This window comes from Bacillus sp. ATD, from assembly GCF_050585765.1.
In the GTDB taxonomy this organism is placed as follows: Bacteria; Bacillota; Bacilli; order Bacillales; family Bacillaceae; genus Bacillus; species Bacillus stercoris.
The window spans coordinates 75,967-90,540 of the sequence record NZ_JBOBQH010000009.1; the positions used below are offsets into that span (position 1 = coordinate 75,967).

Below are 14,574 nucleotides of genomic sequence, written 5' to 3' on the forward strand. Positions count from 1 at the left end.
TCCCCTTTTTCATGTTTTGAACAGCTTATTTTATCAAGATACGTTAATATAGAGGTGACATCATTTTTAAGGGGGAAATCGCATGACAAAATACATAGGATATGTCGGAACATATACAAAAGGCGGAAGCGAAGGAATTTATTCATTTGAGCTTGATACTGAGAAAAAAGCACTCAGCGAGCCAAAGCTTGCCGCTAAGCTGGGCAACCCGACATATGTGACGCCGAATAAAAACAACACCATCCTTTATTCCATCGAAAAAGCAGACGGCCAAGGCGGAGTTGCTGCCTATCAAATCAATAAAAACAGCGGCGAGTTGACATTTCTGAATCATCAGTTAATTGATGGTCCTTCTCCATGCCACGTAAGCGTTGATGATCAAAATCAATTCGTACTGACTGCCAATTATCACAGCGGGAAGGTACACGCGTTTCCGGTTCAGGAAGACGGCAGCTTGCAATCACCTGCTTCTGAAGCCGCTCACACAGGAAAAGGGCCGCACGAAAGACAAGAAAAACCGCATACACACTACGCAGGGTTCACACCTGAACACAATTATGTCGTAGCGGTTGATTTAGGTACAGATAAGCTGTACACCTATAAGCTGAAAGACGGCGTATTGGCTGAATCCGGAAGCCATTCCTTCGCTCCCGGTACAGGGCCTCGCCATATCGCTTTTCATCCGAAAGAAAAATACGCTTATGTCATGACAGAATTAAGCAATGAAGTGATTGCGCTTGAATACAATCCGACAGCCGGTGAATTTAGAGAAATCCAGGTCGTTTCTGCCATCCCTGATGATTTTACGGATAACAGCCAGGGAAGTGCAATTCATGTCACACAGGACGGGCGCTTTGTTTACGTCGCGAACCGCGGCCATGACAGTATCGCCGTATTTGAAGTGAATCAATATTCAGGAGAGCTGGCTTTCATAGAAAGAGTTTCGACAGAAGGAAACTGGCCTCGTGACTTTGTATTTGACCCAACGGAAGGGTTCCTCGTTGCCTCAAATGAAGAAACAGGCAGCCTTGTCCTGTTTGAAAGAGACAAAGAAACCGGCAGATTGACACTGCTTCCGTCAACAGTTTCTGTCCCTTACCCGGTTTGTGTGAAATTTTTACATCAAGCATAAAAGCAAAGACTGGCTCAGGAGCCAGTCTTTTTTGTCTATCTCACCTTTTCTCTCGTCTCAGTAGTTCGATACAAATGGCAAGCGACAAAGCGGCCGGGTTCGATTTCTTGAAGCTGGGGACGGGATTCCCCGCATTCAGGCATCGCCTCCGGGCAACGGGTCCGAAACACGCAGCCGCTCGGCGGATTGACTGGGCTCGGCAGCTCCCCTTTCAAGAGAATACGCTCACGCTTGTCCTCCAATTCGGGATCCGGAATCGGAATCGAGGATAAAAGCGCCTTTGTATAGGGATGTAGCGGCTCACGATACAAAGTGCCGCTCTCTGTAATTTCCATCATGTGCCCTAAGTACATGACACCGATCCTGTCACTGATATGCTTCACCATCGAAAGATCGTGGGCAATAAATAAAAATGTGAGCCCTTTTTCTTTTTGAAGCCGCTTCAGCAGATTGACCACCTGCGCTTGAACCGAGACATCAAGAGCAGAAATCGGTTCGTCCGCCACGATAAATTCGGGATTCAGCGACAGTGCTCTCGCAATCCCGATTCTCTGTCTTTGCCCGCCGCTGAATTCATGCGGATAACGGCTGTCAAAATCGGGGTGAAGCCCAACTGCCTCAAGGAGCTCGTCCACGACGAGAAGCCGCGCTTTATGGGTATTGTAGAGATTGTGAATCTCCATCGGCTCCAAAATAATTTCTCGAACGGTCATGCGCGGGTTCAATGAAGCATAGGGGTCCTGAAAAATCATCTGCAGTTTGCGGTTGAAGGCAAACTGCTCTTTTTCACTTAGTGCATGAAGATTTGTGCCGCGGTATACCACACTTCCTTCTGTTGGCTGATAGAGGCGCATCAGCACTCTCCCCAAGGTTGATTTCCCGCACCCTGATTCCCCGACTAGCCCGAACGTTTCTCCTTCACGAATCTGAAAGGTAACCCCGTCGACGGCTTTGACTGTCCGCTTTTTCCCTGCGTCAAAATGCATTTTTAGCTTGCTGACCTCTAACAAAGGCAGTGGCGTCATTTGTCTCCCTCCTTATTCTGAAAAACAGCGGCGCACCGCACAAAGTTCTTTTTCATAGATTGTTTCTTTTAATGTAAGGATTTCGATTGATTTTCCCGTCTTTGGAGAATGAAGCATTTTCCCGCCGCCAACGGAGAGACCGACGTGATGAATCGCTCCTTTTCCTTCCTCATAAGCAAAAAACAGCAGGTCACCAGCCTTCATATCATCAAGCGGGACATCCTTCCCCGCCTTAGCCTGATCTCCCGCATCACGGGGGATGCGGTATCCATTGGCCTTAAATATACTGTACATAAACCCGGAGCAATCAAACCCAAACCCGCTGATCCCTCCCCACAGGTAGGGAAGGCCAAGAAAAAACGCACCCGTTTGAATGATGTCTTCAGCAGTCCCTTTCTGTTCGCTGACAGGCGCTGCATCACTTTGCTTCACAAACCTTTCCCCAAAAACGGTCGAAACCTTAAAATATCCGTTTTCTTCTGCAATGAGGGGGAGAACTGTCAAAAAGCTCAATTCGATCTCCTTTTCTCCATTGCTTTTGTACAAAAAGGCAGCAGGTTTGCTGATCATCACATCGTGTTGTGAATGGATGGGTGTAGATTTTTCCAGTTGGTTCTTTTTCATCCAGCCCGGGTATCCGCGCGGATCCTTTCGGGATGGCTGGCTAGGCACGATCACAGAAGCCCATTCCCCCTGTTCCGCTGTCACAAGTACTTTTTCGCCAAAGAGAACCTGAGTTTGGATTACATTGTCTGTACATAATCCAAGCCGTTCATCATACGTCATGCGCTCCAGCCAGTCTCTGATCCTTACAGTCGGTTGAAGCATGAATTGATCAGACAGACGCGGTGAATCAGGCGCTGTCCAGATGTTGGCCACTGCTGATATGACGGTGTGCATCATTGCTCTGTTTCCCCTTTCAAAAGCGCAGCCCCGGTGATTCCGAGACCCGGTCTGCCAGGCATCGAAATCGTGCTGCCGCTGTATGTTATACCGCCTTTGATGACATCTGTTTTCAGCATCAGCGGCGCGTCAAAATCAAAGCGTGTGATGTTTCTTTTACTTGCCGCAAAATGCGCCGCGGCCGTAATGCCCAGCTTTGTTTCGATCATGCTGCCGACCATGCACTCCACCCCGCAGGCCTCCGCTATGGCATTGATTTTCTCAGCTCCGCTGATGCCGCCCGCTTTCATCAATTTAATATTGATCAAGTCTGCGCTTCTGGTTTGCAGAATTTCGAATGCCTGCCGCGGTGTAAAAACACTTTCATCAGCCATAATCGGAGTATCTGTCGCATCTGTCACCCTTTTAAGCCCTGTGAGATCATCTTTATGAACAGGCTGCTCGACAAGCTCAATGCCAAGGCCCGCATCCTCCATTTTCCGAATCGCAGTTACAGCCTCCTTCGGCGTCCACCCCTGATTAGCGTCTAAACGCAGTTTCACAGCTGATCCGACACGTTTTCTGATTTCCTGGATGCGGGCGATATCTGTTGCGATATCATCTTTTCCGACCTTTATTTTCAGCGTTTGAAAGCCTTGTTTGAAATAATTCTCGGCATCCGCGGCCATCTCTTCAGGTGAGTTGACACTGACGGTATAATCTGTTTCAAGCGCACCCCGGTATCCGCCAAGCATTTGATAAAGCGGCAGTCCGCACATCTGCGCCCAGCCGTCGTATAACGCCATTTCCACAGCAGCCTTTGCGCTCATATTTCCTGTAAGAAGATGCTGGATGTCGTGCAGAATAGCCTCATAGCCCGACAGGCTTTTTCCAAGCAATGCCGGCTTCAACACATGGTGGATGGCACTTTCAATGCTATCCATGCTTTCACCTGTAATCACGACCGTAGGCGGCGCTTCTCCCCATCCGATTGCGCCGCTGTCATAAGTGATCCTGACAATGACTGATTCAGCCGTATACACAGTGCGAAGCGCGGTTTTAAATGGCTTTGTCAGCGGGACGGCGATTCGGCTTGTTTCGATTCGAATGATTTTCATGTCTTCAGCGCCCCTTCTGAAACGCCTGCCTCTATTACAACTGTTTTTTCTGCTGTATTCATAGCAGCTTTCGCACCGACCGGAACGGCAATACTTGGGGAGCAGTGGCCAATTTTAAATCCTTTCAGAGCAGGTTTTCCGGCTGTTATAATATAGTCTTCCAGCACTTGCTCAAGAGAGAGAGACTTCTCTCTCTTCACCGGGACACAATTGTGAAAATCACAAACTAAAATCCCCTCCGCTTCCGTCAGCTTCCCCGACATTTTCAGCTGATTTAGCATCCGGTCGATTTGGTAAGGCTCCTCGTCAATATCTTCAATAAACAGAAGCTTTCCTCTCGTATCAATTTCAAATGGCGTGCCCAGTGTAGACGTCAGCAAAGACAGATTTCCCCCGACAAGCTCACCTTCCGCTTTGCCGGGAACAAGCACGGTCAGCGGAGAAAGCTCTTCAGTATAGGTGAATTCCGTCTCCTGGAAGAGCTGCTTATATGACGCTTTTGTCAGCGGGTGAACGTCGTCAAGGCCAATATCCGAGCTAAGCATCGGGCCATGGAAGGTGATAAGACCTGTGTTTTGATGAATGGCAGTATGTAAAAACGTAATATCGCTGTATCCCCAAAAGATTTTAGGGTGTTTGCGGATTAAGTTGAAATCAATGCCCGCGGCGATACGTCCTGTCCCAAACCCCCCGCATGCGCACAGCACTGCTTTCACCTCCTCGTCTCTGAACATCTCATGGAGATCCGCCAGCCGCTCATCATCCTGTCCCGCTAAATAACCGTGCTGGTTTTTCAGTGCCTTGCCCAACTTCACCTGAAGACCGAGCTCTTCTAAAAATAAAAGCGCGGTGTCAAGCTTTTTTGGATCCGGCGGGCTTGCGGGCGCGATCACTCCGACTGTATCACCCTTTTTCAGCGCTTTCGGCTTGTGATTCAACGGAAACACTCCTTTCATTTGCTCTGCACCCTACGTATACGTGCAAGAAAGAGAAAAAATACCGCTCCTTCGCATAAAGAAGCAGTATTTCCTCAATCACCGCCATCAGTTTTTATCTGCCCATTTTAAATCGATATAGCCGACAGGGTGACGGACAATTCCCTTTACTTGTTCGTTTTGCAGGTGAACCTGATTATAAAAATAAATTGGAATGATCGGCGCTTCATTGATGAGCAGCTTTTCAGCTTGATGCATAAGAGAGAAACGTGTTTTTTCATCGGCTTCATTTTTCGCCTTTTGGATCAGCTGATCGTATTCTTTATTGGCCCATCCTGTGCGGTTCATCGAATTTCCCGCTTGGAAGGCTTCCAGAAAACTGATAGGGTCCGCGTAATCAGGTAAAAATGAGCTTTGAGAGAATTGGAATTTCAGCGCTTTTTGATCCTCTAAAAATACGTTCCATTCCATATTGGCCAGCTTTACATCGACTCCAAGGGTATTTTTTAATTTTTGCTGGACAGCCTCGGCAATCTTTTTATGCTCCGGCTTTGTGCTGTAAGTAAGCGTGATCGCAGGAAGCTTATTATAGTTTTCTTCCTTCATCCCCTTTTCGAGCAGCTGCTTCGCTTTGCTTTCGTTAGGCGTGATCAGGTCTCCGCCCGCTTCACGGAAATCTTTGCCGTCGGGCTGCGTAAATCCAGGCGATACAAAGGCGCGCGCCGGTTTTTCATTATTTTTCGTGACGTACTTTACAATTTCGTCTTGATCCACAGCCATCGCAAAGGCTTTTCTGATGTTTTCATTTTGAAATGGCTCCATGTTCACATTAAACCGATAGAAATAGAGACCCGCCTGGTCAACAATATTGACGTTATCCTGATCCATCAGCTGGTCGCTTAACTCTGCAGGGACATAAGCAGTATCAAGTTCGCCTGATTGAAACATCTGATAATCTGTATTTCTGTCACTGACCATCGCCCATTTCACCTTATCAAGCTTTACGGTATCCTTATCCCAATACGTGTCGCTTTTCTCCATAGTGATGCTGTCATCATGCTTCCATTCCGTCAGCTTAAACGGACCGTTCCCAACAAAAGTATCCGCCTCAGCGAACCACTTTGGATTGTCTTTATCGACCTTTTCGTTTACTGGAAAATACGCTGGATTGGAGACGACGCTGAGAAAATATTTTTGCGGTGCTTCCAGCGTAACTTCAAGGGTTCGATCATCCTTTGCCGTCACCTTCACATCGTCTTTTTTCCCTTTCCCGCTGTTATACGCTTCGCCGCCTTCAATAAGATAGCCTAGGAATGCCGATGAAGCGCCTTTTTTCGGATCAAGCATCCGCTTCCACGCGTATTCGAAGTCTCCGGCTGTTACCGGATCTCCGTTTGTCCATTTCGCATTTTCTCGAATCGTAAACGTGTAGGTTTTTTTATCCTTTGATACAGACCACTTCTCCGCCATTGCTGGCTCGGGCTCATTCTCTTTGCCAAGACGCGTCAGCCCCTCCAAGATGTTATTTAACGGCTGCCATGACACATTATTGAAACCGATCGGCGGATCAAATGAAGTCGGTTCATTTTCGTTATTTAAATAAAGCACCTTTTCTCCGCTGGTTTTTGCCTTATCATGACTGCCTTCTTTTCCGGCCTGTTCATTTGCTGTGCATCCCATCAGCGCAAACGAAAGTCCTAATGCAAGGCCCATGCCCCATAGCTTTTTCACTCGTTTCATCCTCTTCCCCCTTTTCATGTTCAACCTTTTGCATCTCCTGACAGCACCGCACGCTCTGCTCGTTGATCCTGCAGCCAGCAGTTGACAGTATGCGAGTCAGATCTGATCGTTTGGGCCGGGTATACCCTGTCACACACAACCATCCTGTTCGGACAGCGGGCGGCAAACGGGCAGCCCGGCGGAGGTGAAAATAAATCCGGCGGCGTTCCGTCAATCGGGGTCAGCTCAGCGCCATCTAAATCCAGCCGCGGGACAGAGACCAGCAAGCCTTTTGTATATGGGTGCTGCGGCTGATAAAAAATATCTTTTCTTGTGCCGATTTCCGCCATTTTCCCGGCATACATGACTGCGACTCTGTCAGCTACCTGGGCAACAACCCCTAAATCGTGCGTAATCAGAATGACAGACACATTCGTTTTTCTCTGAATCTCTTTAAACAGCTCTAAAATCTGGGCCTGAATGGTTACATCCAGGGCGGTGGTCGGTTCATCCGCAATTAAGATGTCAGGCTCGCAAATCAGCGCCATCGCAATGACAATCCGCTGTCTCATGCCGCCGCTGAATTGATGGGGATATTGCTTTAGGCGCTCTTCGGGATCTGGAATACCGACCAATGACAGCATGGAAAGCACCTCTTTCCGCGCCGCTTTTTTGCCCATTTTTTTGTGGCGTAATAGCGCTTCCCCCAGCTGGTCGCCGACAGTCAGCGTCGGGTTTAACGCCGTCATCGGGTCTTGAAAAATCATAGAAATGTCGGCTCCCCTTATGCTTCTCATTTCTTTGTCAGAGAGACGGCAAAGGTCTTTGTTTTTAAATAGAATGCTGCCGTCTGTCACCTTCGCCGAATAAGGCGGAAGCAGGCCCATAATGCTTTGGGAGGTAACGCTTTTGCCGCAGCCGGATTCGCCGACGATCGCAAAGGTTTCTCCTTTATACAAATCAAAGCTCACCCCTCTGACCGCCTGAACCGTCCCGCCGTAAGTCGTAAAAGACACGTGCAGATTTTGGACTGACAGAACTTTTTCCATACAGCTACCTCCTCAGCTTAGGGTCGAGCGCATCCTGCAATCCGTCCCCCAGCACATTAAACGCATACATCGTCAGGGATATGAAAAAGGCCGGAAAAAACAGGCGCCACCAATGGCCAGACAAAATTGTAGGCAGGCCGTCATTCGCCATCACACCCCAGCTTGCAAACGGGGCCTGTATGCCGAGGCCGAGAAAGCTTAAAAATGATTCTGCGAATATTGCGGCAGGTACGGTTAATGTCATTTGTACGATGATCGCTCCCATTGTATTCGGCAGCAAATTCTTCCGTATAATGCGAAACGTTTTCGCGCCAAAGGTTTTCGAGGCGAGCACATATTCATAATTTTTAATCTGAAGCACCTGGCCTCTTACAATTCTCGCCATGCCGACCCATCCGGTCACAGTCAGCGCCACAATAATCGTGCCCAGTCCCGGCCCCATGAGCACCATCAGCAAAATGACAACAAGCAGGTACGGCAGCCCGTACAGCACTTCGATAATTCGCATCATAATGCTGTCAATCCTGCCGCCTTTATAGCCGGCAACGCCTCCGTAAATGACACCGATCACAAAATCAATCAGCGCTGCCATCACGCCGACAAATAACGAAATTCTCGCGCCATACCATGTTCGGGTAAACACATCCCGGCCGAGTTCATCGGTGCCGAACCAATGATCGGCTGAGGGCGGAAGATTTTGTTCGGTCAGCGATTGGCGCACGACACTATGAGGCGATATAAAGGGTCCGATAACTGCCATGACAAAAAGAAATAAAAGAATAAAGAGTCCAGCCATCGCTAATTTATTTTTCTTCAGCCTCCTCCAGGCATCCTGCGTGTATGACAAACTCGGCCGCTTGACCGAATCGGCTTCCCGATTTTTTTCCTGATTTGAGACAAACCACTCATCCGGCACCTGAATGTGCTGTTCTGGCTGGCGTTCATCCGTTTGTACAGGGAGATTCACACGCTTCACCCTTTCTTATGCAGTTTAATGCGCGGGTCTAAGAGACCGTAGGCCAAATCGACCAAAAACAGCATGATGATCAGAATGACGCTGTAAAAAACGGTCGTTCCCATAATCACGGGATAGTCCCGCTGATTGATGCTTTCCACAAAATATTTTCCCATTCCCGGAATGGCAAAGATTTTTTCAATGACAAAGCTTCCTGTTAAGATGCTGGCGACGAGTGTGCCCAGGACGGTAATGACGGGCATGAGTGCATTTCTGAGTGCGTGTTTCACAATAATTTTGAATGGGGAAAGCCCTTTTGCTTTTGCTGTGCGGATATAATCCTGAGTCAGAACTTCGACCATGCTTGACCGTGTCAGCCTGGCAATGATCGCCATTGGCCCTACAGCAAGCGCTGCGGTCGGAAGCACCATATGAATCGGGCTCGTCCATGTGGCAGCAGGAAATAGTTTGAGATTGACTGCAAATTGCTGGATGAGCAATGTTGCGAGAATAAAATTCGGGATGGAGATGCCAAGTACCGCAAGACTCATCGCAGCGTAGTCCAAAAAGCCATTACGGCGGAGCGCAGCGATTACGCCCAGTACCAGCCCAGAAATCACAGCAATGACAATCGCCGTCATTCCAAGCTCAAAGGAAACGGGAAATCCGCGTTCCAGCATGTCATTTACGCTGTCGGATGGTTTTTTTATTGAAGGTCCAAAATCGAATGTAATGATGGATTTTAGGTAGATGATGTATTGGAAAATGAGAGGATCGTCTAAGTGATAGTAGGCTTCGAGATTTTTTTGAACGGCTTCATTTGTGCCTCTCTCCTCGTTAAAAGGAGATCCGGGAATGACCTTCATGAGAACAAAAGTCAGGGTGGTAATCACCAAAATCGTAGCTGCCATTGCCCAAAAACGCTTTATCATGTATCGTGCCAAAGCCTAAAACACCCCTTTAGCAGAATGATGTCCGCATCGCAAGCTCAGTCATGACAAGCATCGCCTGATAGGCTTCAAGCATGTCCTTCGCCTGAAATTGAACGGTTGTGGTTCCCGTTTTGATTTCCGTTCCCGGCATCAGATTCGCCCATTCTGCCTGGCCGTAATTGGCGAATTCAATGCTCAGAACCGGCCTGTCAGGCGGTGTAAGCGGTTTGACCTTGTCCTTGTTTTGCAGGGCAAATGCGGTTTTTTCTGTCAACAGCCGTCCGGCTTTCGCAGGCGACAAGCACTTCACTGCAGATCTTGAAATCGTTTGTTTGACCGCGGCTGTCGTCACGTTCGGAATGAGCTCTTCCGCTTCCTTAGCCGCCCGGTCATCCCCGGCCACCATTAATACAGGGACATCATAATAACCGGCAACGTATGCATTTAGCCCAAGCTCACCGACAGGCCGATCGTTTATGTAAAAATGACGGACCCCGAAAATCATGCTGTGTGACATGACACCGGGAGTCGAGGCTCTCGCATGATAACCGAGGAACAAAGCGCCTGTAAACGTATCATCCAAACCCTCAACCATTGAAAATGGTTTGACGTCACCGGAAATCAAATCCGCTTCAGGGTGAAGCTTTTCAACCATCAGATTATTCATCTTCGAATGACTGTCATTGACCAGCACCTCAGTACACCCGCTGTTAAACGCTTCGGCAATACAGTAGTTTGCTTCTTCAGTCATAATGAGCCGCCCGCGTTCATAATTACGCTTGCCGGAATCCACAAAGGTATCGTCCGGAAGACCCGAAATACCTTCCATATCTACTGACAGGTACAATTTCATAACGCTCCTCCTTTTTTACTAAATTATGAATATTCTAACAAATTATATTAAAAAAAGAGGAAAAATGCAATATAACTAGGGAAAATCTCGACCATTCAGTGATAAAAAAAGAATCCTCTTGCAAGGATTCATGTCTGTTTCTCTGTCTGTTCTGTAACAAGTTCATATTTTTTCAGCGTTCTTTCAAACACCTGATCAAAAACGTCCGGCACAGAGGCGCGTATCACCTCAGCTCCCTCTCCCGTTATTCCGCCTTTCGTTGCAACACGTTCCAGCGTCTCCTCGAAAGACATATTTTTTTCAATCAGCAGCTTGCCAGTTCCGTATAGTGAATGAATCAGAAAATCAAAGGCTTCTTCTTTGGACAGGCTGCTGTTTCTGACGGCAGACAGTGCCAATTCTTCAAAGATTGCAGCTATGAATCCCGGTGCCGAGCTCGTTAAATTGCTGGCCGCATCAACATTCGATTCTTTGATTTCTCGTACACGGCTGAAAACCGATAACAATTCATTTAGATGCTCTTTCTTCTCCGCAGCTAGTGCTTCACTGTGAACGACAAGTGAGATGCCGGCTTCTGCTTCGGACGTAATGGCAGGAATTACACGTGAGATCCCCGCTTCTGTTTCCGCCTCCAAAAGACGCAGCGGCACACCGGCAGCTATGGATACGATGTGAGTATTTCTGTTCACATACGGGTGCAGACGGCGCATTGTTTCGATGACATGGAGCGGCGGGACGCATATCAAAATCAATTGGCATGTATTTGCCCAATTCTCCAGCGAATTAGCCGATACGTTTGGGTAATCTGACATGAGTGCCTGCAGCCGCTCCCCCTTCGTTCTCGTTTCAATAAATAGCTCATTCTCTTTTATTTGTCCGTGCTTCAACAGCTGTCTGGCGATCATATCCGCCATACTGCCATATCCAATCAATCCAATTTGTTCCATTGACTCAGTCCTTTCATATACAATATGAAGTGTACCGTTTTCCGCACTTTTTCACAATTTCCCATAATCTTTTCATTTTTATCCCACAGTTTTTGTTTATGATAAACTCAAGTCATAAACCTATCATAAATAGTAATGTGAAAATAGAGAAACGGAGTGAACATAATGAATAACTATCGTGATGAAAACAGAACGGAAGGTAATGAGAATGAGGTCTTTTTAACAAAAGAGAACGATCAGAGCACCTCCTACTCAGCCCGCAATGTCATTCATGATCAGGAAAAGAAAAAACGAGGATTCGGATGGTTCAGGCCGTTGCTTGGCGGAGTGATCGGCGGCAGTCTCGCCCTTGGCATTTACACGTTTACACCGCTTGGCGACCATGATTCTCAGGACACTGCAAAACAATCATCCAGCCAGCAGCAAACGCAATCTGTTACTGCTAAAAGCACGTCCTCTGAATCTAAAAAAAGCTCATCAAGCTCAAGCAGCTCATCTGCATTCAAGAGCGAGGACTCTTCTAAAATCTCAGATATGGTAGAAGACCTTTCACCAGCAATAGTCGGCATTACAAATCTTCAGGCACAATCAAACAGCTCTTTGTTCGGCTCTGGCTCATCCAGTTCCAGCTCTGATTCCAGCGAAGACACAGAAAGCGGTTCAGGGTCTGGTGTCATTTTCAAAAAAGAGAATGGCAAGGCTTATATCATTACAAATAACCACGTCGTAGAAGGAGCATCTTCACTGAAGGTATCCTTATATGACGGCACTGAAGTGACAGCAAAGCTGGTAGGCAGTGACTCGTTAACTGATTTAGCTGTCCTCCAAATCAGTGATGATCATGTCACAAAAGTGGCAAACTTCGGAAATTCATCTGATCTCAGAACAGGCGAGACCGTTATTGCGATTGGGGATCCGCTTGGAAAAGACCTGTCCCGCACGGTAACACAAGGAATTGTAAGCGGCGTGGACAGGACGGTTTCAATGTCTACTTCAGCCGGCGAAACGAGCATTAACGTCATTCAGACAGACGCAGCAATTAACCCAGGTAACAGCGGCGGTCCTTTGTTAAATACAGACGGCAAAATTGTCGGCATTAACAGTATGAAAATCAGTGAGGATGATGTTGAGGGTATCGGATTTGCCATTCCAAGCAATGACGTAAAACCGATTGCTGAAGAATTGCTGTCGAAAGGGCAAATTGAACGTCCATATATCGGTGTCAGCATGCTTGATCTAGAACAAGTGCCGCAAAACTACCAAGAAGGCACACTCGGCCTGTTCGGCAGCCAGCTGAATAAAGGTGTTTACATCCGTGAGGTCGCTTCAGGCTCTCCTGCTGAAAAGGCTGGATTAAAAGCGGAGGATATTATCATCGGCCTAAAAGGTAAAGAAACCGATACAGGCAGTGAATTGCGCAATATCTTATATAAAGACGCAAAAATCGGTGATACCGTTGAAGTGAAAATTCTCAGAAACGGCAAAGAAATGACGAAAAAAATTAAACTCGATCAAAAAGAAGAGAAAACTTCGTAAGAGATAAAGCCTCGGGCCGCAAAATTCGGCCTGAGGCTTTTTTAATAGACAAAGACCTAATTGCTCTATGAAACTTTCTGGCGAGATATCCGTATATCATACAGACTGACATCATTCGCATCAAGATGCTAGAAACATCGTTTGCTAGGAGGTATAAACATGAAAACCGCGGGATTGAGTATGATCTGCGCAGGATTAGCTTTTCTTTTGCTGAGCTTTCTTCTCTCTGAATCGACGTTGGCATGGGGAGTTGTACTGGGTGCCAGTATTCTATTAAACGTCACTGGTACAGCAGTGATCATGCGTTTCTTAAAAGCCCCCCAATATAACAGCTGACATACGGCAAAGCCTAAGACGAAAACGATTAGGCTTTGCCGTTTTTCTTTCAGCGTGAGTGAACCGAAGTACAAGCCCGCAATCTCTTCCGCCTTCTCTTATTCCATATATCTATTCGTATTTTTCACTTTGATCGGCAGAACATAAAAAAACCCCTGTCCGTTAAGAACAGAGGTTTTAAGGTTATGACATGTGCTGGTCTCTATAGAGTCTTTTATTTTCAATCCCGTACGATTTCTGTACGATGTAAAGCGGCCGGTCTTTGGCTTCATCATAGATTCTGCCGATATATTCGCCGATCATGCCGAGAATCAGAAGGACAATGCCGCTGAACAGGAGCTGGATCACAATAAGTGATGACCAGCCGGTAATCGTGCTGTCGGTGAACAGCTTCAAATACAGTACGATAAACATATACAGAAATCCTGCGCCTGACATTAAGACTCCGACATAGCTTGCCAGCTTCAGCGGTTTATGTGAAAATGTCGTAATGCCGTCCATTGAAAGCTTCAGCATTTTCTTAAGCGGGTATTTCGTTTCTCCGGCAAGCCTTTCATCACGTACATACTCAACTGCCGTTTGTTTGAAGCCTACCCAGCTGACGAGTCCTCGGACAAAAGGGTTTTTTTCCTTTAATTTTTTCATTTCATCACAGACTTTTCTGTCCATGAGGCGGAAATCCCCGGTATCAATCGGGATATCAATATCTGTCATGCTGCTGAGAAGCCGGTAAAACATGGCCGCTGTCTGTTTTTTGAAAAAGGTTTCCCCTTTTCGTTTTGTACGTACGGCGTATACGACCTCATAGCCTTCCTTCCACTTTTCAATCATGTCTAAAATTAACTCAGGAGGGTCCTGCAAATCGGCGTCAATGACGGCGATGGCATTCCCCTGTGCATAATCCATACCCGCTGTAATCGCGATTTGATGCCCAAAATTCCTTGAAAAGTCTATAATCTTTACTCTCGGATCGATCAGGCTGTACTCTCTTAAAATCTCAATACTGCGATCTTTGCTGCCATCATTGACGAAAAGCAGCTCGTAGTTTTCCTTCGTTTGATCCATGACCTCTTTTAAGCGCTGATAGGTTTCATGAATGACAAGCTCTTCGTTATACACAGGTACAACAATTGAATATTGAATATGTCTGCTCAT

14 protein-coding genes are annotated in these 14,574 nt (G+C 47.0%); 3 read left to right on the forward strand and 11 right to left on the reverse strand.

All coding sequences use genetic code 11. The features are described 5' to 3' along the window. The first annotated feature begins 82 nt into the window (after window positions 1-82). Window positions 83-1,132: a 6-phosphogluconolactonase gene (gene pgl, locus ACQXR1_RS18095; protein WP_069838907.1), complete on the forward strand. Its 1,050-nt coding sequence runs from the start codon at window positions 83-85 to the stop codon at window positions 1,130-1,132. Window positions 1,133-1,167: 35 nt separating this feature from the next. Here the strand turns inward: pgl and ACQXR1_RS18100 are convergent, their stop codons facing one another. The 10 genes from ACQXR1_RS18100 to proG all read right to left on the reverse strand — a co-directional run bounded on the left by ACQXR1_RS18100 (window position 1,168) and on the right by proG (window position 11,547). Continuing rightward, a complete protein-coding gene (locus ACQXR1_RS18100; RefSeq protein WP_430772609.1) occupies window positions 1,168-2,157 on the reverse strand; it encodes an ABC transporter ATP-binding protein in 990 nt (329 codons plus the stop codon). Between the two features lie 12 nt (window positions 2,158-2,169). Next, window positions 2,170-3,060, reverse strand: coding sequence for a gamma-D-glutamyl-L-lysine dipeptidyl-peptidase (gene eepC / locus ACQXR1_RS18105; protein WP_430772610.1), 891 nt, complete (start codon window positions 3,058-3,060; stop codon window positions 2,170-2,172). Further along, window positions 3,057-4,157, reverse strand: a complete 1,101-nt coding sequence (ykfB, locus tag ACQXR1_RS18110) for an L-Ala-D/L-Glu epimerase (protein ID WP_430772611.1) — start codon at window positions 4,155-4,157, stop codon at window positions 3,057-3,059. The genes eepC and ykfB overlap by 4 nt, the downstream gene beginning before the upstream one ends. Next, window positions 4,154-5,113, reverse strand: a complete 960-nt coding sequence (locus ACQXR1_RS18115) for a S66 peptidase family protein (protein ID WP_430772612.1) — start codon at window positions 5,111-5,113, stop codon at window positions 4,154-4,156. The genes ykfB and ACQXR1_RS18115 overlap by 4 nt, the downstream gene beginning before the upstream one ends. Before the next feature lie 87 nt (window positions 5,114-5,200). Then, the gene (dppE, locus tag ACQXR1_RS18120) at window positions 5,201-6,850 is read right to left on the reverse strand and encodes a dipeptide ABC transporter substrate-binding protein DppE (protein ID WP_082033051.1); all 1,650 of its coding nucleotides are present in this window, start codon (window positions 6,848-6,850) and stop codon (window positions 5,201-5,203) included. A 2-nt stretch (window positions 6,851-6,852) separates the two neighbouring features. Next, window positions 6,853-7,860 carry a dipeptide ABC transporter ATP-binding subunit DppD gene (gene dppD, locus ACQXR1_RS18125; RefSeq protein ID WP_430772613.1) on the reverse strand — a complete coding sequence of 336 codons (1,008 nt, stop codon included), beginning with the start codon at window positions 7,858-7,860 and terminating at the stop codon, window positions 6,853-6,855. Between the two features lie 4 nt (window positions 7,861-7,864). Beyond that, window positions 7,865-8,827, reverse strand: a complete 963-nt coding sequence (gene dppC / locus ACQXR1_RS18130; protein ID WP_014663678.1) for a dipeptide ABC transporter permease DppC — start codon at window positions 8,825-8,827, stop codon at window positions 7,865-7,867. A 5-nt stretch (window positions 8,828-8,832) separates the two neighbouring features. Beyond that, a complete protein-coding gene (gene dppB / locus ACQXR1_RS18135; protein WP_014663677.1) occupies window positions 8,833-9,759 on the reverse strand; it encodes a dipeptide ABC transporter permease DppB in 927 nt (308 codons plus the stop codon). A gap of 16 nt (window positions 9,760-9,775) precedes the next feature. Next, window positions 9,776-10,600, reverse strand: coding sequence for a D-aminopeptidase DppA (gene dppA / locus ACQXR1_RS18140; RefSeq protein WP_040083350.1), 825 nt, complete (start codon window positions 10,598-10,600; stop codon window positions 9,776-9,778). Window positions 10,601-10,728: 128 nt separating this feature from the next. Further along, a complete protein-coding gene (gene proG, locus ACQXR1_RS18145; RefSeq protein WP_430772614.1) occupies window positions 10,729-11,547 on the reverse strand; it encodes a pyrroline-5-carboxylate reductase ProG in 819 nt (272 codons plus the stop codon). A 165-nt stretch (window positions 11,548-11,712) separates the two neighbouring features. Here proG and htrA point away from each other — a divergent pair, with 165 nt between their 5' ends. Beyond that, on the forward strand, window positions 11,713-13,083 hold the full coding sequence (gene htrA, locus ACQXR1_RS18150) for a serine protease HtrA (RefSeq protein ID WP_069838915.1): 1,371 nt from the start codon (window positions 11,713-11,715) through the stop codon (window positions 13,081-13,083). Window positions 13,084-13,242: 159 nt separating this feature from the next. Continuing rightward, entirely contained in the window at window positions 13,243-13,419 is a 177-nt protein-coding gene (locus tag ACQXR1_RS18155) for a hypothetical protein (RefSeq protein WP_052438167.1), read from the forward strand. Between the two features lie 183 nt (window positions 13,420-13,602). Here the strand turns inward: ACQXR1_RS18155 and ACQXR1_RS18160 are convergent, their stop codons facing one another. After that, entirely contained in the window at window positions 13,603-14,574 is a 972-nt protein-coding gene (locus tag ACQXR1_RS18160) for a glycosyltransferase family 2 protein (RefSeq protein ID WP_014663672.1), read from the reverse strand.